We start from the raw sequence: 23,252 nt of genomic DNA, 5'->3' as shown, positions 1-23,252 counted from the left end.
GCTAGACCGCCCTCATGAGAAGGGTCGCGGCGACCAGCACCGCGGCGCCGCCGAGCATCGAGACGGCGTACGACCGTACGTAGCCGTTCTGCAGCTTGCGGAGCCGGCCGGACAGGCCGCCGACCGAGGCGGCGCTGCCGTTGACGACACCATCGACCAGCGAGTGGTCGAGGTAGACCAGCGCGCGGGTCAGGTGCTCGCCGCCGCGGACCAGTACGACGTGGTTGAAGTCGTCCTGGAGCAGGTCGCGGCGGGCCGCCCTGGTGGCCAGCGAGCCGCGCGGCGCGACCGCCGGTACCGGCTTGCGGCCGTACATCAGCCAGGCGATGCCGACGCCGACCACCAGCACGACCATGGTCCCGATGGTGACGGTGGTCGAGCTGATCGGCGAGTCGCCCTCGGTGTGGCCGGTGACCGGCTCCAGCCACTTCACGAACGCCGAGTTGATGCTGAACAGGCCGCCGGCGAAGACCGATCCGATGGCCAGCACGATCATCGGGATGGTCATGGAGGAGGGCGACTCGTGCGGGTGCGGCTCGTTGCCCTCGGCGTCCTTCTCCCAGCGCTTCTCGCCGAAGAACGTCATGAGCATCACGCGGGTCATGTAGAACGCGGTGATCGCCGCGCCCAGCAGGGCCGCGCTGCCCAGGATCCAGCCCTCGGTGCCGCCCTTGGCGAAGGCGGCGTCGATGATCTTGTCCTTGGAGAAGAAGCCGGACAGGCCCGGGAAGCCGATGATCGCCAGGTAGCCGAGGCCGAAGGTGACGAAGGTGACCGGCATGTACTTCCGCAGGCCGCCGTACTTGCGCATGTCGACCTCGTCGTTCATGCCGTGCATGACCGAACCGGCGCCCAGGAACAGGCCCGCCTTGAAGAAGCCGTGCGTGACCAGGTGCATGATCGCGAAGACGTAGCCGATCGGGCCGAGCCCGGCCGCCATGATCATGTAGCCGATCTGCGACATCGTGGAGCCGGCCAGCGCCTTCTTGATGTCGTCCTTCGCGCAACCGACGATCGCACCGAACAGCAGCGTGACCGCGCCGACGGTGACCACCGCGGTCTGCGCGTCGGGCGCCGCGTTGAAGATCGTGCTGGACCGGGTGATCAGGTAGACGCCCGCGGTCACCATGGTGGCGGCGTGGATCAGGGCCGAGACCGGGGTCGGGCCCTCCATCGCGTCACCGAGCCAGGACTGCAGCGGCACCTGCGCGGACTTGCCGCAGGCGGCCAGCAGCAGCATGAAGCCGATGCCGGTGACCGTGGCGTGGTTGTGGCCGCCCGAGGCGCCGACGGCCTCCGGCAGCACGTCGGCGAAGGCGAACGAGCCGAAGGTGGTGAACATCAGCATGATCGCGATCGACAGGCCGACGTCGCCGACCCGGTTGACCAGGAACGCCTTCTTCGCCGCGGTGGCCGCGCTCGGCTTGTGCTGCCAGAAGCCGATCAGCAGGTACGACGCCAGGCCCACGCCCTCCCAGCCGACGTACAGCAGCAGGTAGTTGTCGGCCAGCACCAGCAGCAGCATCGCCGCGAGGAACAGGTTGAGGTAGCCGAAGAACCGCCGGCGGCGCTCGTCGTGCTCCATGTAGCCGATGGAGTAGATGTGGATGAGCGTGCCCACGCCGGTGATCAGCAGGACGAACGTCATCGACAACTGGTCGAGCTGGAAGCCGACATCGGCGCGGAAACCGCCGACCGGCACCCAGGTGAACAGGTGCGAGTGCAGGGCGCGCGCGTCGGTGTCCTTGCCCAGCATGTCGGTGAACAGCACCACGCCGAGGACGAAGGACGCCAGCGCGAACAGCGTGCCGAGCCAGTGGCCGACGCGGTCGAAGCGCCGGCCGCCGGTCAGCAGGATGCCCGCGCCGAGCAACGGCGCAGCGACCAGCAGTCCGATCAGGGTTTCCACTGTCGCAGCCCCTCTACAGCTTCATGAGATTGGCGTCGTCGACCGAGGCCGAGTGGCGGGAACGGAAGATCGACACGATGATCGCGAGTCCGACCACCACCTCGGCGGCGGCCACGACCATCGTGAAGAACGCGATGACCTGCCCGTCGAGGTTGCCGTGCAGCCGGGAGAAGGTGACGAACGCCAGGTTGCAGGCGTTCAGCATCAGCTCGACGCACATGAAGACGACGATCGCGTTCCGCCGGATCAGCACACCGGACGCGCCGATGGTGAACAACAGCGCCGACAGGTACAGGTAGTTGGCGGGATTCACTTGGCGCCCTCCTCTGCCCGCTCGCTGTGCCCGGTGCCGCCGGAGTCGGCCGGTACCGAGGTCTCCCGCGCGGGGTCGAGGACCACGCGCTCCGGATCCCGTTCGAGCCATTCCTCGGAGCGCTGCTCCAGGGCGGCCAGCCGGCGCTTGGCGTCCTCCGACACGTCGCGGATCTGGCCGCGTTCGCGCAGGGTGCTGCTGACCGACAGTTCGGAGATGGTGCCGTCGGGCAGCAGCGCGGGGATGTCCACCGCGTTGTGCCGGGCGTACGTGCCGGGCGCCGGCAGCGGGGTGACCTGCACGCCCTCCCGCACCCGGGCCTCGGACAGTTCGCGCTGGGAGCGCCGCTGCTCGGTGCGCTCGCGGTGGGTGAGCACCATCGCGCCGATCGCGGCGGTGATCAGCAGGGCGCCGGTGATCTCGAAGGCCCATACGTACTTGGTGAAGATCAGCCGGGCCAGGCCCTGCGGGTTGCCGCCGGCGTTGGCCTGGCCGACCCCGGTGAAGGTGTCCAGCGAGGCGTTGGCGATGCCGGCGATCAGCAGGATGCCGAAGCCAAGCCCGCAGGCGGCGGCCATCCAGCGCTGGCCCTTGATCGTCTCCTTGAGCGAGTCGGCGGCGGTGATGCCGACCAGCATGACGACGAACAGGAACAGCATCATGATCGCGCCGGTGTACACCACGATCTGTACGACACCGAGGAAGTACGCCCCTTGGGCGAGGTAGAACACCGCGAGGATGATCATCGTGCCGGCCAGCGACAGCGCGCTGTGCACCGACTTCTTCATCAACACCGTGCCCAGCGCGCCCAGTACGGCGACCGTGCCGAGGACCCAGAACTGGACCGCCTCACCGGTGGAGGTCTGCGAGGCGGTCGCGGCGAGCGCCATCATGCCTCTGCCCCCGTTCCCGCGGGCTGGCTGCCACCGGGCGCGGACGCCGTCTCGGTGCCGGGATCGGGCGCGGCGCCGTCGGCCGTGGGTGCCACGTTCTCGTCGGGCTTCTCGCCCTTGGAGACGGCGACCTGCCGTACGGTGCCGGGCGCGGCCTCGGTGACCGCGCCGCGGTAGTAGTCGCCCTCGTCCATGCCGGGGAAGATCGAGTGCGGCGACTCGACCATGCCCTCCTCAAGACCCGACAGCAGCTGCTCCTTGGTGAAGATCAGCGACTCGCGGGTCCGGTCGGCGAGTTCGTACTCGTTGGTCATCGTCAGCGCCCTGGTCGGGCAGGCCTCGATGCACAGCCCGCACAGGATGCAGCGGGCGTAGTTGATCTGGTAGACGCGGCCGTAGCGCTCACCCGGGGAGTAGCGCTCCTCCTCGGTGTTGTCCGCGCCCTCCACGTAGATCGCGTCCGCCGGGCAGGCCCACGCGCACAGCTCGCAGCCGACGCACTTCTCCAGGCCGTCCGGGTGCCGGTTGAGCTGGTGGCGGCCGTGGAAGCGCGGCGCGGTGGGCTTCTTGTACTCGGGGTACTGCTCGGTCAGCCGCTTCTTGAACATGGCCTTGAAGGTCACGCCGAAGCCTGCGATCGGGCCGAGGAACTCAGGCATCGCCGTCCTCCTTGTTGTCCTGCTCCGGGGTGTCCGGGCCGGCCGCGCCGACGAGTTGGGCCTGCGCGCGGCTGGGCCGCCGCGGTACCCGCTGCGCTTGCTGGCCCGGCAACGGCGGCACCGGATAGCCGCCCGCCATCGGGTCGAAGACCTCCGGTGGCGCCAGGGCGCCGCCCTCGGCCGGCGCGTTGCGCTCCTCGCGGTCCCTGAACACGTCGACCACCAGCGAGAGCAGCAGGATCACGATCACCGCTCCGCCGATGTACAGCACGATCTTGGTGAAGTCGTAGTCCTCGTTGCGCATCGCGCGGACCGCGGCCACCAGCATCAGCCAGACCATCGAGATCGGGATGAGCACCTTCCAGCCGAGCTTCATGAACTGGTCGTAGCGGACCCGGGGCAGGGTGCCGCGCAGCCAGATGAAGAAGAACAGCAGCAGCTGGACCTTGATCACGAACCAGAGCATCGGCCACCAGCCGTGGTTCGCGCCGTCCCAGAAGGTGGTGATCGGCCAGGGCGCGCGCCAGCCGCCGAAGAAGAGCGTGGTGGCGACCGCGGAGACCGTCACCATGTTCACGTACTCGGCGAGCATGAACAGTGCGAACTTGATCGAGCTGTACTCGGTGTTGAAGCCGCCGACGAGGTCGCCCTCGGACTCCGGCATGTCGAACGGCGCCCGGTTGGTCTCACCGACCATCGACACGATGTAGATGATCAGCGACACAGGCAGCAGGATCGCGTACCAGCGGTCGTGCTGCGCCTCGACGATCTGCGAGGTGGACATCGACCCGGAGTAGAGGAAGACCGCCGCGAACGACAGGCCCATCGCGATCTCGTAGGAGATCATCTGCGCGGACGCCCGCAGGCCGCCGAGCAGCGGGTACGTCGAGCCCGAGGACCAGCCGGCCAGCACGATGCCGTAGATGCCGACCGAGGCGGTGGCCAGGATGTAGAGCAGGCCGATCGGCAGGTCGGTCAGCTGCAGCGGGGTGCGCTGGCCGAAGATGGACACCTCGTTGTCGGCCGGGCCGAACGGGATCACCGCGAAGGCCATGAAGGCGGGGATCGCGGCCACGATCGGGGCGAGGATGAACACCACCTTGTCGGCCCGCTTGACGACGATGTCCTCTTTCAGCATCAGCTTGATGCCGTCGGCCAGCGACTGGAGCATGCCCCAGGGGCCGTGCCGGTTCGGCCCGATGCGCAGCTGCATCCACGCGACGACCTTGCGCTCCCACACGATGGAGAACAGCACGGTCAGCATCGCGAACGCGAAGCAGAACACGGCCTTGAGGAGGATCAGCCACCACACGTCCTGGCCGAACATCGACAGGTCCCCGCTCGGAGCGGCGAGTTGGGACATCACGGTCGCACCTCCAGGTGCTCGGAGGCGGCGGACGCCGCACCCACGCTGACGACCTGACCGGGGCGGGCCCCGGTGTCGGCGGCGACCCCGCCGCCCACCGAGTTGAGCGGCAGCCACACCACCCGGTCGGGCATCGGGGTGACGGCCAGCGGCAGCGTCGTACTGCCGCCGGGCCCGGTCACCACCAGCTCTTCGCCGTCGGCCACGCCGGCCTCGGCCGCGGTGGCCGCGGACAGCCGGGCGACCGCGGTGTGCCGGGTGCCGGCCAGCGCGTCGTCGCCGTCCTGGAGCCGGCCCTGGTCGAGCAGCAGCCGGTGGCCGGCCAGTACGGCCTGCCCGGACTCCGGGCGCGGCAGCGGTACGGACGACTCCAGCGGGGCGCTGCCGTAGCCGCCCGTCCACCCGGCGAGGCGGTCGAGTTCGGCGCGCACCGCGCGGACGTCGGCGAGGCCGAGGCGCACGTCCAGTGCGTCGGCCAGCATCGTCAGCACCCGGGCGTCCGGGAGCTGGTGCCGGGTGACGGCCTGGTCGGGCTTGATCGCCGCGTCGAACATCCGGGCCCTGCCCTCCCAGTTGAGGAAGGTGCCGGTCTTCTCCGCGACCGCCGCGACCGGCAGCACCACGTCGGCGCGGTCGGTGACCTCGCTGGGGCGCTGCTCCAGGCTGACCAGGAAGCCGACCGCGTCCAGCGCCGCGCGGGCGCGGGCCGGGTCGGGCAGGTCGGCGACCTCGACGCCGCCGACGACGAGGGCGGCCAGCTCGCCGGCCGCCGCCGCCTCGATGATCTGGCCGGTGTCCCGGCCGAACCGGTTCGGCAGCGCCGGCAGGCCCCACACCCGGGCGACCTCGTCACGGGCCCGCGGGTCGGTGACCGGGCGCCCGCCGGGCAGCAGCCCGGGCAGCGCGCCGGCCTCGACCGCGCCGCGCTCGCCGGCCCTGCGCGGGATCCACGCCAGCGCGGCGCCGGTGGCGGTGGCCAGCCGGACCGCGGCGGTCAGGCCGCCGTGCACGGCGGCGAGCCGCTCGCCGACCAGGATCACCGCGGCGGGCTTGCGCAGCGCCTCGGCGGCCAGCCGGCCGGCCTCGTCGAGCCCGACCCCGCCGGCCAGCGCGTCCAGCCACTCCGCCTCGGTGCCGGGCGCGGCCGGCAGCAGGATGCCGCCGGCCTTGTCCAGGCCGCGGCTGGCGTGGGTGGCGAGCGCGTAGGTCTGCTGCTTGAACTTGCGGTGCGCCTTGCGCAGCCGCAGGAAGACCCCGGGGGCCTCCTCCTCGGCCTCAAGTCCGGCCAGCAGGACGGCCGGTGCCTTCTCCAGCAGCCGGTTGGTCACTCCGGTTCCGTCGAGGTCCAGGCCGCGGCCTGCCACCGTGGAGGCCAGGAAGTCGGCCTCCTCGGCGGAGTGCGGGCGGGCCCTGAAGTCCACGTCGTTGGTGCCGAGCGCGACCCGGGCGAACTTCGCGTAGCCGTAGGCGTCCTCGAAGGTCAGCCGGCCGCCGGGCAGCACCGCGGCCCGGCCGAGCGCGGCGGTCAGGCCCGCGGCGGCGGCGGCCAGCGCCTCCGGCCAGCTGGCGGTGGCCAGTTCACCGTCGGCGCCCCGCACCAGCGGGTGCGAGAGCCGGTCGGGGCGCTGCGCGTAGCGGAAGCCGAACCGGCCCTTGTCGCACAGCCATTCCTCGTTGACCTCGGGGTCCTCGGCGGCCATCCGGCGCATCACCTTGCCGCGCCGGTGATCGGTGCGGGTCGCGCAGCCGCCGGCGCAGTGCTCGCACACCGAGGGCGACGAGACCAGGTCGAACGGGCGGGAGCGGAACCGGTAGGCGGCCGAGGTGAGCGCGCCGACCGGGCAGATCTGGATGGTGTTGCCGGAGAAGTACGAGGCGAACGGGTCGCCCTCACCGGTGCCGACCTGTTCCAGCGCGCCGCGCTCCAGCAGCTCGATCATCGGGTCGCCGGCGATCTGCTGGGAGAACCGGGTGCAGCGCGCGCACAGCACGCACCGCTCGCGGTCGAGCAGCACCTGCGTGGAGATCGGCACCGGCTTCTCGTAGGTCCGCTTGCGGCCCTCGAACCGGCTGTCGGGCGCGCCCACCTGCATCGCCTGGTTCTGCAGCGGGCACTCGCCGCCCTTGTCACAGACCGGGCAGTCCAGCGGGTGGTTGATCAGCAGCAGCTCCATCACGCCGTGCTGCGCCTTCTGCGCGACCGGCGAGGACAGCTGGGTGCTGATCACCATCCCGTCGGTGCAGGTGATCGTGCAGGACGCGACGGGCTTGCGCTGCCCCTCGATCTCCACGATGCACTGCCGGCAGGCGCCGACCGGGTCCAGCAGCGGGTGGTCGCAGAACCGCGGCACCTCGATGCCGAGCAGCTCCGCCGCCCTGATCACCAGGGTGCCCTTGGGGACGGAGATCGCGATGCCGTCGATGGTGACGGACACCAGGTCCTCCGGCGGCACCGCCGCTCCCCCGCCGGAGGCTGCGTTGCTTGTAGTGACGGTCACGCGTGGGCCTCCGTACGGGACTTGTCGGCCCAGGCGGTGGACCGCGCCGGGTCGAAGGGGCAGCCCCTGCGCTCGATGTGCTCCTCGTACTCCGCGCGGAAGAACTTCAGCGAGGAGAAGATCGGGGCGGCGGCGCCGTCGCCGAGCGCGCAGAAGGACTTGCCGTTGATGGTGTCGGCGATGTCGTTCAGCTTGTCGAGGTCTTCCATCCGGCCCTTGCCGGCCTCGATGTCGCGCAGCAACTGCACCAGCCAGTAGGTGCCTTCGCGGCACGGCGTGCACTTGCCGCAGGACTCGTGGGCGTAGAACTCCGTCCAGCGGGTGACCGCCCGCACCACGCAGGTGGTCTCGTCGAAGCACTGGAGCGCCTTGGTACCGAGCATCGAGCCGGCGGCGCCGACGCCCTCGTAGTCCAGGGGGACGTCCAGGTGCTCGTCGGTGAACATCGGGGTGGACGAACCGCCCGGGGTCCAGAACTTGAGCCGGTGGCCGGGCCGCATGCCGCCGCTGAGGTCGAGCAGCTGGCGCAGCGTCACGCCGAGCGGGGCCTCGTACTGGCCGGGCCTGGAGACGTGTCCCGACAGCGAGTAGAGCGTGAAGCCCGGGGACTTCTCGCTGCCCATCGACTTGAACCAGTCCTTGCCGCGCAGCAGGATCGCGGGAACCGACGCGATGGACTCCACGTTGTTCACCACAGTGGGGCAGGCGTACAGGCCCTCGACCGCGGGGAAGGGCGGGCGCAGCCGGGGCTGGCCGCGGCGGCCCTCCAACGAGTCGAGCAGCGCCGTCTCCTCACCGCAGATGTACGCGCCGGCGCCGGCGTGCACCGTGATGTCCAGGTCGAAGCCGCTGCCCTGGATGTCCTTGCCGAGGTAGCCGGCCTCGTAGGCCTCGCGCACGGCCTCGTGCAGCCTGCGCAGCACCGGCACGGTCTCACCGCGGAGGTAGATGAAGGCGTGGCTGGAGCGGATCGCCCAGCAGGCGATGATCATGCCCTCGATGAGGGAGTGCGGGTTGGCGAAGAGCAGCGGGATGTCCTTGCAGGTCCCGGGCTCCGACTCGTCCGCGTTCACCACCAGGTAGTGCGGCTTGCCGTCGCCCTGCGGGATGAACTGCCACTTCATCCCGGTCGGGAAGCCGGCGCCGCCGCGGCCGCGCAGCCCGGAGTCCTTCACGTAGGCGATCAGGTCGTCGGGCGCCATCGCCAGCGCCTTGGTCAGCCCCTGGTAGCCGTCGTGCCTGCGGTAGGTGGCCAGCGTCCACGACTCCGGCTCGTCCCAGAAGGCCGACAGCACGGGCGCGAGCAGCTTCTCCGCCGAGTCCACGGTCATCACTCGCCCTCCTCCTCGGTGGTGTCGGGGTTCCCGGTGGTGCCGCGGGAGTTCTCGCCGACCGGGTCCGAGGCGTTCGCCGGGTCGGACTCGGCGGTCTGCTGCGGGGCGTCGTGCGAGCTGGGGTGCTGGGCCGGCGAGGGCGAGGTCGGCGAGTCGTGCACCGTGGCGTCACCGCGCGGACCCGTCTCGGGGGCCTCGGCGCGCTGGCCGACCACCCGGCCCTGCGGGGCCTCGCCGCGGTGCAGCCGCAGGCCCGCGAGCGAGGCGGGGCCGGCGCCGCCGCCGGCCGCGACCGCGCCTTCGCGCTCGTCGGGGAAGCCGGCCAGGATCCGGGCCGTCTCCTTGTACGTACACAGCGGCGCGCCCCGGGTCGGCCGCACCTCGCGGCCGGCGATCAGGTCGTCCACCAGCTGCCGGGCCGACTGCGGGGTCTGGTTGTCGAAGAACTCCCAGTTGACCATCACCACCGGCGCGAAGTCGCAGGCCGCGTTGCACTCGATGTGCTCCAGCGTGACCTTGCCGTCCGCGGTGGTCTCGTCGTTGCCGACGCCCAGGTGCTGCTGCAAGTCCTCGAAGATCGCGTCGCCGCCCATCACCGCGCACAGGGTGTTGGTGCAGACCCCGACCTGGTAGTCGCCGGACGGCTTGCGGCGGTACATGGTGTAGAAGGTGACGACCGCGGTGACCTCGGCGGTGGTGAGGTCGAGCATCTCGGCGCAGAACCTGATCCCGGTCCTGGTGACGTACCCCTCCTCGGACTGCACCAGGTGCAGCAGCGGCAGCAGCGCGCTGCGGGCGCCGGGGTAGCGGGCGATCACCTCCCGGGCGTCGGTCTCCAACCGGGCACGGACGTCGGCCGGGAAGTCGGGGGCGGGCAGCGCGGGGATGCCCAGGGCGACCTCGGTCATCGGTCGACACCTCCCATCACGGGGTCGATGGACGCCACCGCGACGATGACGTCGGCGACCTGGCCGCCCTCGCACATCGCCGCCATGGACTGCAGGTTGCTGAACGACGGGTCGCGGAAGTGCACCCGGTACGGGCGGGTGCCGCCGTCGCTGACGACGTGCACGCCCAACTCGCCCTTGGCGGACTCGATCGCCGTGTACGCCTGGCCGGCCGGGACCCGGAAGCCCTCGGTGACCAGCTTGAAGTGGTGGATCAGGGCCTCCATGGAGGTGCCCATGATCTTCTTGATGTGGTCCAGCGAGTTGCCGAGGCCGTCGGGGCCGAGGGCCAGTTGGGCCGGCCAGGCGATCTTCTTGTCCTCGACCATCACCGGGCCCGGCGCGAGCCGGTCCAGGCACTGCTCGACGATCTTCAGGCTCTCCCGCATCTCGTCGAGCCTGACCAGGAACCGCCCGTAGGAGTCGCAGGTGTCCTGGGTGGGGATCTCGAAGTCGTAGTTCTCGTAGCCGCAGTACGGGTCGGACTTGCGCAGGTCGTGCGGCAGGCCCGCGGCCCGCAGGATCGGCCCGGTGGCGCCGAGCGCCATGCAGCCGGCCAGGTCCAGGTAGCCGACGTCCTGCATCCGGCCCTTGAAGATCGGGTTGCCGGTGGCGAGCTTGTCGTACTCCGGCAGGTTCTTGCGGAACTTCTTCACGAACTCCCGCACCTGGTCCACCGCGCCGGGCGGCAGGTCCTGGGCGAGGCCGCCGGCCCGGACGTACGCGTGGTTCATCCGCAGGCCGGTGACCAGCTCGAAGATGTCCAGGATCATCTCGCGGTCGCGGAACCCGTAGATCATGATCGTGGTGGCGCCCAGCTCCATGCCGCCGGTGGCGATGGCGACCAGGTGCGAGGCGATCCGGTTGAGCTCCATCATCAGCACCCGGATGACGGTGGCCCGCTCCGGCACCTGCTCGGTGATGCCGAGCAGCTTCTCCACGCCCAGGCAGTACGCCGTCTCGTTGAACAGCGGCGTCAGGTAGTCCATCCGCGTGACGAAGGTGGAGCCCTGGACCCAGGTCCGGTACTCCATGTTCTTCTCGATGCCGGTGTGCAGGTAGCCGATGCCGGACCTGGCCTCGGTGACCGTCTCGCCGTCGATCTCCAGGATCAGCCGGAGCACGCCGTGCGTGGACGGGTGCTGCGGGCCCATGTTGACGATGATCCGCTCGTCGTCGGCCTTGGCGACGGACTCGGCCAGCTCGTCCCAGTCGCCGCCGGTGACGGTGAAGACCCTGCCCTCTGTGGTCTCCCGCTCCTCGGCCTGTGCGGGTGCGTGCGGTGTGCTCATGAGTACGACCTCCGCTGGTCGGGAGCCGGGATCTGGGCGCCCTTGTACTCGACGGGGATGCCACCGAGCGGGTAGTCCTTGCGCTGCGGGTAGCCGGGCCAGTCGTCCGGCATCATGATCCGGGTGAGCGCCGGGTGGCCGTCGAAGACGATGCCGAAGAAGTCGAACGTCTCGCGCTCGTGCCAGTCGTTGGTCGGGTAGACCGAGACCAGCGAGGGGACGTGCGGGTCGGCGTCGGGCGCGCTGACCTCGATCCTGATCAGCCGGCCGTGGGTGAGCGACCGCAGGTGGTACACCGCGTGCAGCTCGCGGCCCTTGTCGCCCGGGTAGTGCACGCCGCTGACTCCGGTGCACAGCTCGAAGCGCAGCGCCGGGTCGTCACGCAGCGTCTTGGCCACCCGCAGCAGGTGCTCGCGGGCGATGTGGAAGGTCAGCTCGCCGCGGTCGACCACGGTCTGGTCGATGGCGTCGCCGGGCGGCAGGCCCTGCTCCTCCAGCGCGCCTTCGAGTTCGTCGGCGATCTCGTCGAAGACGCCGGCACCGGACTCGCCGTTCGGGCCGCCGTACGGGCGGGAGCTGGCGCCGGGCAGCCGGACGGTACGGACCAGGCCGCCGTAACCGGTGGTGTCGCCGCCGTTGTTGGCGCCGAACATGCCCTTGCGGACGCCGATCACCTCGCCTGAGGCGTCCCGCTGCTCCGGCAGGTGGTCCGGGGCCCCGGGGGAACCGCCGGGCTCGGGGGAAACGTTGCTCACCGGAGCAGCCCCTTCATCTCGATCGTGGGCAGCGCCTTGCGGGCCGCCTCCTCCGCCTCACGGGCCGCTTCCTTCTGGTTCACGCCGAGCTTGCCGGCGGCGATCTTCTCGTGCAGCTTGAGGATCGCGTCGAGCAGCATCTCGGGGCGGGGCGGGCAGCCGGGCAGGTAGATGTCCACCGGCACCACGTGGTCGACGCCCTGCACGATCGCGTAGTTGTTGAACATCCCGCCGCTGGAGGCGCACACCCCCATCGAGATGACCCACTTGGGGTTCGGCATCTGGTCGTAGACCTGCCGCAGCACCGGGGCCATCTTCTGGCTGACCCGGCCGGCCACGATCATCAGGTCGGCCTGCCGGGGCGAGCCGCGGAAGACCTCCATGCCGAACCTGGCCATGTCGTAGCGGCCGGCGCCGGTGGTCATCATCTCGATCGCGCAGCAGGCCAGGCCGAAGGTCGCCGGGAAGACCGACGCCTTACGTACCCAGCCCGCCGCGGTCTCCACCGTCGTGAGCAGGAATCCGCTCGGCAGTTTCTCTTCGATACCCATGCGTTGACTCCTGGTCCCCTCGGTCCGCTAGTCCCACTCCAGGCCGCCGCGCCGCCACACGTACGCATAGGCGACGAAGACGGTGAGCACGAAGAGCAGCATCTCGACGAGCCCGAACATCCCCAGGGCGTCGAACGTCACGGCCCAGGGGTAGAGGAAGACGATCTCGATGTCGAAGACGATGAAGAGCATCGCCGTCAGGTAGTACTTGATCGGGAAGCGGCCACCACCGGCCGGCTGCGGAGTGGGTTCGATACCGCACTCATACGCTTCCAGTTTGGCCCGGTTGTACCGTTTCGGCCCGGTGATCGAGGCCATGGTCACCGAGAAGATCGCGAAACCGGCCGCGATGCCTCCCAGCACGAGGATGGGCGCGTAGGCGTTCACGTCCCCCGCTCCTTCCAGTCGTCTATGACTGCGATGTTTCGGACCGCCCGGGGGCGTGTCCCGCGTCACCGAAACCACGAAGATCGCGTCTATGTGAGGCAGTTCACAAGCCCAGGTCGCCTGCATCCTATGCCTCCCGGTCTGTGATCTGCGACACGGGGTGGGGCTGGACCTTTGTGATCTCCACCACCCGGCGGACGATCATGAAGTCGGATCAGCGGCGATCATGGGGCAGTTCGGCCACAAAGGGTCACCGCTCCTCACAACAGGCCGTATTCCCGCTGGTCAGAGCGGTCCGCGCATTATCAAGCGACGGCCGGACGAGGCAAATTGGTGCTGGACGGAGGCCCGTGATAGCGCGGTCCGGGCCCGGCGGAGGCGGCCCGGGAGCCCGGAAACAAGCGCGTGAACGCGTGCACGAGCGCATATGTATCCGGTCACATTAAAACGCCAAAAAGCACCCAAGAACCAAGATCACGAAACGGACGTTTAGGCCGTGAACACGTCAACTGTGGCGCATCCCACCTTTGTTGAACGGAACCATTTATTCCTGATAGCCAGGACCGCATGTCCCCGAACAAGCAACGGACCCACGCGTCCGATTCGCATACAAGCCGCCGGCGGCACGCCGCCCCCGGGCGCCCGAAGTGGGCCCGCAGGGCAGGACTCGTCGGCGGTGTGGTCAGCGCTATCGCTCTCACCGGCTCGGCCGCCCCGGCCCTGGCCAACAGCTCGCACGACACCCAGGTGAAGGCCGCTCCGGCAGCCGCCACCACCAGCGTTGACACCTCCGTCCTGTCCACCGCCGCCAGCGGGGCGCGTGCCGCCGCCGCGATCGAGCAGACCGCTCTCGACCTGTCGCTCCAGGCGCAGAAGGAGAGTTCGGTCGCCGCCGCCATGAAGGCCGCGGCCAAGACGAAGAAGGCGGCCGACGCCAAGGCCGCGGCGGTCGCCGCCGCGAAGGCGAAGGCGGCGAAGGCGGCCGAGGCCGCCAGGGAGCGCGCGGCGGCCGCACAGGCCGCCTCCAGGTCCGCGCAGCGCACCCAGCTGACGGCGGTGGGCGGCTCCGACTCCTCGGCGGCGAACTCCTCGTCCGGTTCGTCCGGTTCATCCGCCTCTGACACGTCGAGCGCGGCGTCCACCGCGGGTTCGACGGCGACCGGCAGCGCGGCGAAGCTGATCAGCTTCCTGAAGTCGCAGCTCGGCAAGCCGTACGTCTACGGCGCCGCGGGACCGGACTCGTACGACTGCTCGGGCCTGACCCAGGTCGCCTACCAGACGGTCGGCGTCAGCCTGCCGCGGACCTCCCAGGAGCAGTCCACGGTCGGCACCCCGGTCTCGGTCAGCGACGTGCAGCCCGGCGACATCATCTTCTGGGGCGGGGAGGGCAGCGCGTACCACGTCGGCGTCTACATCGGCGACGGCCAGTACCTGGACGCGGCCAACCCCTCGACACCGGTGGCCATTCACCAGATGGCCGACTACATGCCCGACTGGGCGGTTCGGGTCCTCTGACCCGGTTCATCCGTAAAAGCCCACACCGGCGGAAGGCCGCCGCGACCTCATGGGGATGTCGCGGCGGCTGCGGCGTTCGCGGGGCCCGTCCCAGGCCCCGTCGCAGGCCCTGTCGCAGGCCCTGTCCTAGGCGCGGGGGGTGATCTTGGTGAGGCCGTTGATGACGCGGTCCATCGCGTCGCCGCCGGCCGGGTCGGTCAGGTTGGCCAGCAGCTTCAGGCAGAAGCGCATCAGCATCGGGTGCGTCAGGCCGCGCTGGGTGGCCAGTTGCAGCACCTTCGGGTTGCCGATCAGCTTCACGAAGACGCGGCCCAGGTTGTAGTAGCCGCCGTAGGTGGACTTCAGGATCCGCGGGTAGTTCTGGAGGGCCAGTTCGCGCTGGGCGCCGGTCGCGCGGGCGTGCGCCTGCGCGATCACGTCGGCGGCGAGCTGACCGGATTCCATCGCATAGGCGATGCCCTCGCCGTTGAACGGGTTGACCAGGCCGCCCGCGTCGCCGACCAGCAACAGGCCCTTGGTGTAGTGCGGTTGGCGGTTGAACGCCATCGGCAGCGCGGCGCCGCGGATCGGCTGCGTCATGTTCTCCGGGGTGTAGCCCCAGTCGGCGGGCATCGAGCCGACCCACGCCTTGAGCACCTCGCGCCAGTCCAGCTCGCGGAACGCGGCGGAGGAGTTGAGGATGCCCAGGCCCACGTTCGACGTGCCGTCACCGAGGCCGAAGATCCAGCCGTAGCCGGGGAGTTGGCGGGGCTGCGCGCCGCGCCGGTCCCACAGTTCGAGCCAGGACTCCAGGTAGTCGTCCTCGTGCCGCGGCGAGGTGAAGTACGTACGGACCGCCACGCCCATCGGCCGGTCCTCGCGGCGGTGCAGGCCCATCGCCAGCGACAGCCGGGTGGAGTTGCCGTCGGCGGCGACCACCAGCGGGGCGTGGAAGGTGACCGGAGTCTTCTCCTCGCCGAGCTTGGCCTCGACGCCGGTGATCCGCCCGGTGCGCTCGTCCAGCACCGGCCCGCCGACGTTGCACCGCTCGTAGAGCCGCGCGCCGGCCTTGACCGCCTGCTGGGCGAGCTGGTCGTCGAAGTCGTCCCGCTTGCGGACCAGTCCGTAGTCCGGGTACGCGGCCAGCTCCGGCCAGTCCATCTCCAGCCGCAGGCCGCCGCTGATGATCCGCAGGCCCTTGTTGCGCAGCCAGCCGGCCTCTTCGGAGATGTCGATGCCCATCGCCACCAACTGCTTGGTGGCGCGCGGCGTCAGCCCGTCACCGCAGACCTTCTCGCGCGGGAAGGCGGTCTTCTCCAGGAGCAGGACGTCGAGTCCCGACTTGGCGAGGTAGTACGCGGTCGTCGAACCGGCGGGACCGGCGCCGACGACGATCACATCGGCGCTGCGCTCGGAAGGGGCGGTGTCGGTCACGGTGGGCTCTCCCGTTTCGGCGAGGGGTGTCGCCCCTGAGTCTAAGAGGCGCGCGCGGGGCGCGGGGCGGCGGCTCTCGGGGGGCCGGGCGATCACCGGGTGACGCGGCCGCGTCGGACCGGGTCCGGCGGTCAGTGGTGCTTCGGCGGCTGCTCGCGGAGCCGGTCGGGCTGGACGATGCCGAGGTCGTGGACGGGGGGCTCGGCGGGGGCGGCCGGCACGGCCGGCGGGGCCGAGGGCTGGGGCGGTACGGGGGCGGCACCGCCGCTGCCCGGCAGCGGTGGCGGGGCGAACGGGGATCGCGGCGGGTACGGGCCCTGGGGGGTGGGGGTTTGGGCGGTGTACGGGCCTTGGGCGGTGGCGGTTTGGGCGGTGTTCGCGCCCTGCGGCGGATTCGGGCCCGGGTACGTACCCGGCGCCGCGTACGGGCCCTGGGCGGCGTACGGGGCCTGGGCCCCGAACAGCCCGCTCCTGTACAGCGCCCGCGCCACGTACGGCCCGGCGGCCACCCCGCCGACCGACCACAGCAGGCTCACCAGCAGCGTCATCGCCACGTCCGACCCGACCGAGGTGTGCGTGCCGCTCAGCGCGGCGAACGGGTACTTGCTGTTCATGGCCAGCCCGCCGATCGCGGTGAGCCCGACGAGCAGCACGCTGAACGCCGCCGCGACCCCGAACTGCTCGGCCCGGTCGCGGCAGTGCCGCACCGCGATCACGCCGATCAGCAGCGCGCACAGCAGGCCGCCGGCCACCGCGCCGATCGCCGCCCAGCCGTCGGCAACGCCGCCGAGGTCGGTCAGGCCGTACGAGTCGTGGTACGTCGGGCCGCCGTACCCCCCGCTGCTGCTGTCCACCGGCGCGCCCCAGCCGAGCGCCAGGCCGCTCACGCCCAGATTGGGCAGGACGAAGAGCGCCGCGATCACGCCCCAGCCGCCCAACTCGTCGTAGTGGTCGAGCGCGACGAAGAACACGACGACGCCGGCGAACAGCACGGTGGCCACCAGCGCGAGCAGCGCGGTGCGCAGCACCCGCCAGGCGGTGACGAGTTGCGGCCGGGCCGCGAGCCACGCTGCGCGGCCCGGGCCGCGCAGCACGGCGAGGGCCGTGACCAGGGAGACCAGGAACGTCCACAGGGCGACCCGGCCGGCGGAGGTGTGGGCGTGGTCGTCGTGGACGCTCACCTGCCCGAGCAGCGCGAGGGCGGTGGCCGCGGCGGTCGCGAGGACGGCGACCCGGACGGCCGCCTCGGGACCCGTCTGATGGCGGCGGCGCATCGCGCGGAGCCCGAGCACCAGCGCGCCGATACCGAACAGGGTGACGGTCAGCGGGACGAGGGCGAGACCGGACGTGCTGTTCCCCGTCAGGAGCAGGGGGCCGCCGTCGGACGCGAAGCCGCTGTTCTCGCTCATCGGCTGGACGATCCGCAGGTGCCCGCCGAACCCGAGCACCAGCAGCGCGAGCGCGGCCCGGCTCCGCGCCCACCACCCCGTCCCCCCGGGATCCAGCGCGCTCCCCCCGGCCGCGGCCCCGAGCATCCCGGCGACCACGAGCACGACGGCCGCGGGCACGCCGACGACCCGGGCCCCGCCCGCCCAGTCCCCGAGCAGCACCCGCCGGGCGAACCCCCCGGGCCCCCCGGGATACGGGCTGCCGCAACGCGAGCAAACGCGCGCGGCTTCGTCGGCGGACGGGGTGCCGCACGCGGGGCACATGGGCATGGCTCACTCCGGGACGTGGGGTGCGGTTGCTGCACGCGAACACCGCAGCGTAGGCGGCTGCGCCTGCACCCGTCTCCCCCTGCGTGCACCCGGGCGTACCGGTTTGCCGCCCACGGCCGGACGCGCCCCGAAGGTGCGCGTCGGGGCACCGGTGAGCGGACCGCTTTTCAAGGGGCGCGGGGAACTGCGCGCTCAGCCCCCACCGGCCGGTGGGCGGGGAACTACAGCAACTGCCCCTCTGGGGACGGTGGTAAGGCGCGCCACCGTCGCTGGCTTGTCGCGCAGTTCCCCGCGCCCCTGAAAAGCGGTCTGCTCGCGCAGAAGCGGTCCGCTCGCGGGGCATCCTCAGGCGCGGGCCGCAGACCGGGTGGCGCGGTGGAGAGCGACCACGCCGCCCGTCAGGTTGCGCCAGGCGACGGAGGTCCAGCCCGCGGACTGGAGGCGGGCGGCCAGTTCCTTCTGGTCGGGCCACGCCCTGATCGACTCCGCCAGGTACACGTACGCGTCGGGATTGCTGCTCACCCGCGTCGCCACCGGCGGCAGCGCCCGCATCAGGTACTCCGTGTAGACGGTCCGGAACGGCCGGTACGTCGGCTGGCTGAACTCACAGATCACCAGCCGCCCCCCGGGCCGCACCACCCGCCGCATCTCCCGCAGCGCCGCATCCGTCTCGTGGACGTTGCGCAGCGCGAAGGAGATCGTGACTGCGTCGAACACGCCGTCGGCGAACGGCAGCCGGGTCGCGTCGCCGGCCGTGAGCGGGAGTTCGGGGTGCCGCTTCTTGCCCTCGCGCAGCATGCCGAGCGAGAAGTCGCACGGGACGACCGTCGCCCCGGCCGCCGCGAACGGCAGCGACGACGTCCCCGTACCGGCCCCGAGGTCAAGCACCCGCTCGCCCGCCTGCACGTCGAGCGCCGTCGCGACGGCCTTGCGCCACAGCCGGGTCTGGCCCAGCGACAGCACGTCATTGGTGAGGTCGTACTTCGCCGCCACGTCGTCGAACATCGAGGCGACTTCGTGCGGCTGCTTGTCCAGCGAGGCTCGGGTCACGCCCCCAGCGTAGTAGGAGCCGGGTACTACGACCGCCGGTGCACCAGCTTGCCCGCGAGCACCGTCGCTACGCAGTCGCCCTGCCCGTCGAACACCGCGAGGTCGGCGCGCCCGCCGACGGCGAGCCCGGGCGTCGGGGCACCGGGCCAGTACCGTACGAGCCCGCTGCGGTCGATCGCGGCCCGCGCGTCCGCGTCGGTGAGGTCGTCGACCACGCCGGTCACCCCGCGCTGGAGCAGCCCGTGGATGCCGCGCCGTACCGACTCCGCCTGGTCCGGCGGGCGCTGCGGGTCGCGCGGGTCGCCGTGGTAGGTGTCCTGGAGCAGTTCCCTGACCCCGGTGGCCACCACGCCGGGCCTGATCGTGCCGCGCCAGCGCCGTACCCGCGCCTCGGGGTGCGCGGCGGCCAGCTCGTCCATCGGGCCGAGTGCGACCACCCGGCCGCCGTCCACCACCACCGCGCCGTCGTGGACCGCCTCGCCGTCGGCGGTCAGCGCGAGCAGCGGGGCGATGTGCATCGTGAGCATCGTCGTAGCGGCGTCGGTCAGCGGGCTTCGAGGAGCTTCAGTTCCGGGTGGGCGGTGCCGCCCTCGATCGCGGTGGACGACAGGTGCGAGACCACATGGTCGTTGACCGGGTCGTTCGCCGGATCGTCGTGCACGATCAGGTGCTCGTACGTGGTGGCGCGCTGCGCCGGCACCCGTCCGGCGGAACGGATCAGGTGGATCAGCTCCATCCGGTTGGAGCGGTGCTTGGCGCCGGCCGACGACACCACGTTCTCCTCCAGCATCACCGAGCCGAGGTCGTCCGCCCCGTAGTGCAGCGACAGCTGGCCGACCTCCTTGCCGGTGGTCAGCCAGGAGCCCTGGATGTGCGCGACGTTGTCGAGGAACAGCCGGGCGATCGCGATCATCCGCAGGTACTCGAACAGGGTCGCCTGCGTCTGGCCCTTGAGGTGGTTGTTCTCCGGCTGGTACGTGTACGGGATGAAGGCCCGGAAGCCGCCGGTGCGGTCCTGCACGTCGCGGATCATCCGCAGGTGCTCGATCCGCTCCGCGTTGGTCTCGCCGGTGCCCATCAGCATCGTGGACGTGGACTCCACGCCCAGGCCGTGCGCGGTCTCCATGATCTCCAGCCAGCGCTCGCCGGACTCCTTCAGCGGGGCGATGGCCTTGCGGGGCCGCTCCGGGAGCAGTTCGGCGCCGGCGCCGGCGAACGAGTCGAGGCCGGCCGCGTGGATCCGGCGGATCGCCTCCTCGGCGGTGACGCCGGAGATCCGCGACATGTGCTCGATCTCGGACGCGCCGAGCGAGTGGATCACCAGCTGCGGGAACGCCGCCTTGATCGCGGCGAAGTGCTCCTCGTAGTACTCGACGCCGTAGTCCGGGTGGTGGCCGCCCTGGAACATGATCTGGGTGCCGCCCAGTTCGACGGTCTCGGCGCACCGCCGCAGGATGTCGTCGAGGTCCCGGCTCCAGCCCTTGGCGGTGTCCTTGGGGGCCGCGTAGAACGCGCAGAACTTGCACGCGGTGACACACACGTTCGTGTAGTTGATGTTGCGCTCGATGATGTACGTGGCGATGTGCTCGGTGCCCGCGTACCTCCGGCGGCGTACGGCGTCGGCCGCGCTGCCCAGCGCGTGCAGCGGCGCGTCGCGGTACAGGACGAGCGCTTCCTCCGGGCTGATCCGACCGCCCGCGGCGGCGCGGTCGAGCACCGCTGCGATGTCGGTCGCCGGGGCTCCTGAGGAGTTCGGAGAGGTCACCGTGGCGGTCCCTTCTGGAGCAGTCATACCCACACCCGGACCACGCCGGCCCCGGCCCTGATCACCCTACGCCAGCCCCCCGGCTCCGCCGGAGGTGACCGCGCGTGGCCCGCACGCGAGGGCCGCGGCCTCACGCGCGGTGCGGGCCGCGGGACATCATCGCCAGGCCCAGCGCCAGCACGCCGGCGGTGGCCGCCAGGGCGACGGGTTCGGCCGCGGGCTGGAGCAGCACCGCCCAGGGGTAGGGGCGGTCGGGGGCGCGCAGCCCGGTGGTCGCGGTGAGGAACAGCCAGCCGGCGGTGACCGAGCCGGCCACGGACGTGCTGCCCGCGGCGCGGACCGCCAGCGCGAGGCCGGTGAGGAACACCACATTGCGGCCCGCGGCCGGCGCCGTTGCCATGTCAAGCAGCGCGGACATCGCCGCACCGATCGCCAGCGCCACCGCCGCGGTGGCAAGTACCAGGCACCGGTCGGCCGCGAGGACCGGCCGGACCCCGGTCCGCTCGGCTGCGTCCAGCCGCCGGTCCAGGCAGTGCAGCACGGCCAGGCAGACGATCAGCGGCAGGAAGTTCATCACCTTGACGCCGGCGCTGCCCTGCATCGTGATGGACGGCACGTTCGCCACGTCCTCCCTGACCACCAGCATCAGGCCGGCGTAGGCGGCCAGCGCCAGCAGGACGGTCCAGGGACGTCGGACCGCTGCCCACGGGCGCAGTGCGCTCATCAGCACGCTGGGCGGTGTCATCGAGGCGAAGTCCCCATCACCCGGGGGTCGCAGCTGCCCAGTTCGCGCATCTCCGCGCGGAACCAGCCGCGCTGCGCGCTCACCGGCTGCGCCCGCACTCGTGAGGCGTCGCGGGCCGCCGCCGCGCCGGTCAGTCCGGCGGTCTCATGGGCGTCCACACCGGCGACGAGCAGCAGCCAGCCGGTCAACGGCCGCGGGTCCGGCCGCGGGTAGTCGTCCGGGAGCGCCGGGCAGCGCGGCGGCGCCGGCACGACGGCCGTGGCGACCGACACCAGCGCCTGCTCCGCCGACAGCGGGCTCTGGACGTAGATCCGCCAACTGTTCGCGCCCAGGTCCGTGTTGCGAGAGACGTAGGCGATGCGTTCCGGCCTCGGCACCCCGGCGGACGCGAGCCTGGGCAGCGCCCGGTCCGCCGCGCCGCGCAGCCGCGGCAGGGTGTCGGACAGTTCCTCGGGCACGCAGACCGGCGGCGCGTCGCCCAGGCACCGCTGGGCGCCGGTGCGGGGAACCATGGGCGTGGCGTAGCCGGAGTCCGCCACGAGCGCCTGCGCGGGGACCGCCCCGGCGGCCAGGCAGGCGACCGCGACACCCGCTCGCAGCAGCCGGCCGCGCAGCGGCAGGGACGCCAGCAGCACGGCGGCGATCACTCCGCCGGCCACCAGCACCGGCGCCACCAGTACGCGCGGGGCCAGGTCGTCGGTGACGGTCGGGGCGTCGTTGACCATCCCGTTCAGGTAGCGCACCCAGGGCGTGCCCAGCGTCGCCGGCACGGCGAGCCAGAGCGTGACCCCGATGAGTGCCGCGGGTGGTGCGACGGCGCGCGGCAGCACGGTGCCCAGGCCGAAGCCGGCGACGATGAGGCCGCCCTGCACGACCAGCACGACCGCCGCGGCGGCGGCGTCCTCGGTCCGGGGGCCCGCGCCCACCAGGCGCGCGGCGTTGGCCAGTGCCGCCGCGTCGGCGGCGAGAGCCAGCGCCAGCACCGGCCGCAGCGCGTCGGCCCCGATCCGGTAGCGGCCGCGGCCGGGAGCCAGCCGCCACACCGCACCGGCACGCAGCCGGCCGGCCTCCCAGGCCGCCAGGGCGGCCAGGCCGCCGGTGACGCCGAGCGCGGCCCGGCAGGTCCAGAAGACGGTGTATCCGCCAAAGTGGCTGCCCTGGTAGTCGGCGGCGCCGCCGGCGAAGAGGAAGGCGACCACGAGCACGGGGGCCGCCAGCCAGATCACCGGCGAGCGGCGCAGGGCGGTCAGAAAGCCCACGCGGTCCCCGTCTCGGTGAGCGCGTGGTAGGCGGCGTCCGCCGTCCGCCCCGGAGCTGTGCCGGCCGCGGCGTGCGCCAGGAAGTCCCGCACCTCGCCGCTGTAGACGACCTTCCCGCTCACCAGGACGACGACGTTGTCGTAGGTGGTGTCCAGGTCCGCGGTGTCGTGGGTCGAGAGGACGACGTGCACCGACCGCCCGAGGTTGCCGAGCACGTCGTGGAAGACCCGCCGCTGCCGGGGGTCCATGCCCGCCGTCGGCTCGTCGAGGAGTAGCAGTTCCGCGCCGTGCACCAGCGACTGGGCGACGCCGACCCGGCGCTGCTGGCCGCCGGACAGCCGGCCGATCCGTTCGTCCGCGCGGTCGGCCAACTCCACCTGGCGCAGGGCTTCGAGGGCCCGCTCCCAGGCGTCGGACCGGCTCATGCCCTTCAGCCAGCCCACGTAGGCCACCTGGTCCCGGACGGTGAGGCCGCGCACCCAGGCGAGCTGCTGCGGCATCCAGGCCACCCGCCGCCGGTAGTCGCCCACCGCCCCACGGTCCGCGGTGGACATCCCTGCGTAGACGACGTCCCCGTCCCGGGGTGCCAGCGCCGAGGCGGCCAGCCCGAGCAGCGTGCTCTTCCCGGCGCCGTTCGGCCCCAGAAGCACAGTCCGCCCGGCGGGCACGTCGAAGTCCAGCCGCTCGATGACGCGTTGACGGCGCCGGTAGCCGAAGGTACAGGCGGAGAATTGCACGGGCATGCTGATCCAAGCGACGGTGGCAGGCGTGCGGCACGGCGAGACGCACCGCACACCCGCCAGGGGAGGACGGGTCAGTACCCGACAGACAGTGACGTGACGCTCAGGTGAGTGAGCGACCGCGCCGATCGTTGGTCTTGTCG

21 protein-coding genes are annotated in these 23,252 nt (G+C 71.6%); 1 reads left to right on the top strand and 20 read right to left on the bottom strand.

Going from position 1 to position 23,252, the window contains the following annotated elements; genetic code table 11:
* Position 1 precedes the first annotated feature (1 nt).
* From nuoL to ACQPW6_RS23835, 12 genes are read right to left on the bottom strand one after another with little or no spacing between them, the layout of a single operon-like run.
* Complete coding sequence (gene nuoL / locus ACQPW6_RS23890) at positions 2-1,909, bottom strand: NADH-quinone oxidoreductase subunit L (RefSeq protein WP_433891720.1); 1,908 nt, start codon at positions 1,907-1,909, stop codon at positions 2-4.
* A gap of 13 nt (positions 1,910-1,922) precedes the next feature.
* Complete coding sequence (gene nuoK, locus ACQPW6_RS23885) at positions 1,923-2,222, bottom strand: NADH-quinone oxidoreductase subunit NuoK (protein ID WP_330793838.1); 300 nt, start codon at positions 2,220-2,222, stop codon at positions 1,923-1,925.
* Entirely contained in the window at positions 2,219-3,115 is an 897-nt protein-coding gene (locus ACQPW6_RS23880; protein ID WP_433891719.1) for an NADH-quinone oxidoreductase subunit J, read from the bottom strand. The genes nuoK and ACQPW6_RS23880 overlap by 4 nt, the downstream gene beginning before the upstream one ends.
* Positions 3,112-3,774, bottom strand: a complete 663-nt coding sequence (gene nuoI, locus ACQPW6_RS23875; protein ID WP_433891718.1) for an NADH-quinone oxidoreductase subunit NuoI — start codon at positions 3,772-3,774, stop codon at positions 3,112-3,114. The genes ACQPW6_RS23880 and nuoI overlap by 4 nt, the downstream gene beginning before the upstream one ends.
* Positions 3,767-5,137 (bottom strand): NADH-quinone oxidoreductase subunit NuoH, encoded by a 1,371-nt coding sequence (gene nuoH, locus ACQPW6_RS23870; protein ID WP_433891717.1) that lies wholly within the window; start codon positions 5,135-5,137, stop codon positions 3,767-3,769. Before nuoH ends, nuoI begins: the two co-directional genes overlap by 8 nt.
* Positions 5,137-7,638 carry an NADH-quinone oxidoreductase subunit G gene (locus tag ACQPW6_RS23865; protein ID WP_433891716.1) on the bottom strand — a complete coding sequence of 834 codons (2,502 nt, stop codon included), beginning with the start codon at positions 7,636-7,638 and terminating at the stop codon, positions 5,137-5,139. The genes nuoH and ACQPW6_RS23865 overlap by 1 nt, the downstream gene beginning before the upstream one ends.
* Positions 7,635-8,969 (bottom strand): NADH-quinone oxidoreductase subunit NuoF, encoded by a 1,335-nt coding sequence (nuoF, locus tag ACQPW6_RS23860; RefSeq protein ID WP_433891715.1) that lies wholly within the window; start codon positions 8,967-8,969, stop codon positions 7,635-7,637. Before nuoF ends, ACQPW6_RS23865 begins: the two co-directional genes overlap by 4 nt.
* Positions 8,969-9,880, bottom strand: a complete 912-nt coding sequence (nuoE, locus tag ACQPW6_RS23855; protein ID WP_433891714.1) for an NADH-quinone oxidoreductase subunit NuoE — start codon at positions 9,878-9,880, stop codon at positions 8,969-8,971. The genes nuoF and nuoE overlap by 1 nt, the downstream gene beginning before the upstream one ends.
* Positions 9,877-11,211, bottom strand: a complete 1,335-nt coding sequence (locus ACQPW6_RS23850) for an NADH-quinone oxidoreductase subunit D (protein ID WP_433891713.1) — start codon at positions 11,209-11,211, stop codon at positions 9,877-9,879. Before ACQPW6_RS23850 ends, nuoE begins: the two co-directional genes overlap by 4 nt.
* Positions 11,208-11,915, bottom strand: a complete 708-nt coding sequence (locus ACQPW6_RS23845) for an NADH-quinone oxidoreductase subunit C (protein ID WP_433894638.1) — start codon at positions 11,913-11,915, stop codon at positions 11,208-11,210. The genes ACQPW6_RS23850 and ACQPW6_RS23845 overlap by 4 nt, the downstream gene beginning before the upstream one ends.
* A 47-nt stretch (positions 11,916-11,962) precedes the next feature.
* Complete coding sequence (locus ACQPW6_RS23840) at positions 11,963-12,517, bottom strand: NuoB/complex I 20 kDa subunit family protein (RefSeq protein WP_433891712.1); 555 nt, start codon at positions 12,515-12,517, stop codon at positions 11,963-11,965.
* Positions 12,518-12,544: 27 nt separating this feature from the next.
* Positions 12,545-12,904, bottom strand: coding sequence for an NADH-quinone oxidoreductase subunit A (locus tag ACQPW6_RS23835; protein ID WP_433891711.1), 360 nt, complete (start codon positions 12,902-12,904; stop codon positions 12,545-12,547).
* A gap of 678 nt (positions 12,905-13,582) precedes the next feature.
* On the opposite strand from ACQPW6_RS23835, the gene ACQPW6_RS23830 reads away from it, so the two are divergent.
* The gene (locus tag ACQPW6_RS23830; RefSeq protein WP_433891710.1) at positions 13,583-14,419 is read left to right on the top strand and encodes a C40 family peptidase; all 837 of its coding nucleotides are present in this window, start codon (positions 13,583-13,585) and stop codon (positions 14,417-14,419) included.
* Between the two features lie 126 nt (positions 14,420-14,545).
* Here ACQPW6_RS23830 and ACQPW6_RS23825 read toward each other — a convergent pair whose 3' ends face one another.
* The 8 genes from ACQPW6_RS23825 to ACQPW6_RS23790 all read right to left on the bottom strand — a co-directional run bounded on the left by ACQPW6_RS23825 (position 14,546) and on the right by ACQPW6_RS23790 (position 23,112).
* On the bottom strand, positions 14,546-15,832 hold the full coding sequence (locus ACQPW6_RS23825; RefSeq protein ID WP_433891709.1) for a geranylgeranyl reductase family protein: 1,287 nt from the start codon (positions 15,830-15,832) through the stop codon (positions 14,546-14,548).
* Between the two features lie 131 nt (positions 15,833-15,963).
* A complete protein-coding gene (locus ACQPW6_RS23820; protein ID WP_433891708.1) occupies positions 15,964-17,442 on the bottom strand; it encodes a hypothetical protein in 1,479 nt (492 codons plus the stop codon).
* Positions 17,443-17,895: 453 nt separating this feature from the next.
* Positions 17,896-18,600, bottom strand: a complete 705-nt coding sequence (locus tag ACQPW6_RS23815; RefSeq protein WP_433891707.1) for a demethylmenaquinone methyltransferase — start codon at positions 18,598-18,600, stop codon at positions 17,896-17,898.
* Positions 18,601-18,626: 26 nt separating this feature from the next.
* Positions 18,627-19,127, bottom strand: a complete 501-nt coding sequence (locus ACQPW6_RS23810; RefSeq protein WP_433891706.1) for an imidazolonepropionase-like domain-containing protein — start codon at positions 19,125-19,127, stop codon at positions 18,627-18,629.
* 17 nt (positions 19,128-19,144) lie between these two features.
* Positions 19,145-20,365, bottom strand: coding sequence for a cyclic dehypoxanthinyl futalosine synthase (mqnC, locus tag ACQPW6_RS23805; RefSeq protein ID WP_433891705.1), 1,221 nt, complete (start codon positions 20,363-20,365; stop codon positions 19,145-19,147).
* 130 nt (positions 20,366-20,495) lie between these two features.
* Complete coding sequence (locus tag ACQPW6_RS23800) at positions 20,496-21,110, bottom strand: hypothetical protein (protein ID WP_433891704.1); 615 nt, start codon at positions 21,108-21,110, stop codon at positions 20,496-20,498.
* Positions 21,107-22,369, bottom strand: a complete 1,263-nt coding sequence (locus tag ACQPW6_RS23795) for a DUF7224 domain-containing protein (protein ID WP_433891703.1) — start codon at positions 22,367-22,369, stop codon at positions 21,107-21,109. Before ACQPW6_RS23795 ends, ACQPW6_RS23800 begins: the two co-directional genes overlap by 4 nt.
* Positions 22,357-23,112, bottom strand: a complete 756-nt coding sequence (locus ACQPW6_RS23790) for an ATP-binding cassette domain-containing protein (RefSeq protein ID WP_433891702.1) — start codon at positions 23,110-23,112, stop codon at positions 22,357-22,359. The genes ACQPW6_RS23795 and ACQPW6_RS23790 overlap by 13 nt, the downstream gene beginning before the upstream one ends.
* Positions 23,113-23,252 lie beyond the last annotated feature (140 nt).

Origin of the sequence: Streptomyces sp. CA-111067 (genome assembly GCF_050956065.1) — a bacterium.
Taxonomy (GTDB): Bacteria; Actinomycetota; Actinomycetes; order Streptomycetales; family Streptomycetaceae; genus Actinacidiphila.
The sequence above is the reverse complement of the archived record's forward strand: the minus strand, read 5'-3'. Positions and strand labels throughout refer to the sequence as shown.

What these genes read in the sequence shown, in the direction of transcription:
- ACQPW6_RS23880 (WP_433891719.1), bottom strand. Translation starts at nt 3,115, where the DNA reads ATGATGGCGCTCGCCGCGACCGCCTCGCAGACCTCCACCGGTGAGGCG.
- nuoI (WP_433891718.1), bottom strand. Translation starts at nt 3,774, where the DNA reads ATGCCTGAGTTCCTCGGCCCGATCGCAGGCTTCGGCGTGACCTTCAAG.
- nuoH (WP_433891717.1), bottom strand. Translation starts at nt 5,137, where the DNA reads ATGTCCCAACTCGCCGCTCCGAGCGGGGACCTGTCGATGTTCGGCCAG.
- nuoF (WP_433891715.1), bottom strand. Translation starts at nt 8,969, where the DNA reads ATGACCGTGGACTCGGCGGAGAAGCTGCTCGCGCCCGTGCTGTCGGCC.
- nuoE (WP_433891714.1), bottom strand. Translation starts at nt 9,880, where the DNA reads ATGACCGAGGTCGCCCTGGGCATCCCCGCGCTGCCCGCCCCCGACTTC.
- ACQPW6_RS23850 (WP_433891713.1), bottom strand. Translation starts at nt 11,211, where the DNA reads ATGAGCACACCGCACGCACCCGCACAGGCCGAGGAGCGGGAGACCACA.
- ACQPW6_RS23840 (WP_433891712.1), bottom strand. Translation starts at nt 12,517, where the DNA reads ATGGGTATCGAAGAGAAACTGCCGAGCGGATTCCTGCTCACGACGGTG.
- ACQPW6_RS23810 (WP_433891706.1), bottom strand. Translation starts at nt 19,127, where the DNA reads ATGCTCACGATGCACATCGCCCCGCTGCTCGCGCTGACCGCCGACGGC.
- ACQPW6_RS23800 (WP_433891704.1), bottom strand. Translation starts at nt 21,110, where the DNA reads ATGACACCGCCCAGCGTGCTGATGAGCGCACTGCGCCCGTGGGCAGCG.
- ACQPW6_RS23790 (WP_433891702.1), bottom strand. Translation starts at nt 23,112, where the DNA reads ATGCCCGTGCAATTCTCCGCCTGTACCTTCGGCTACCGGCGCCGTCAA.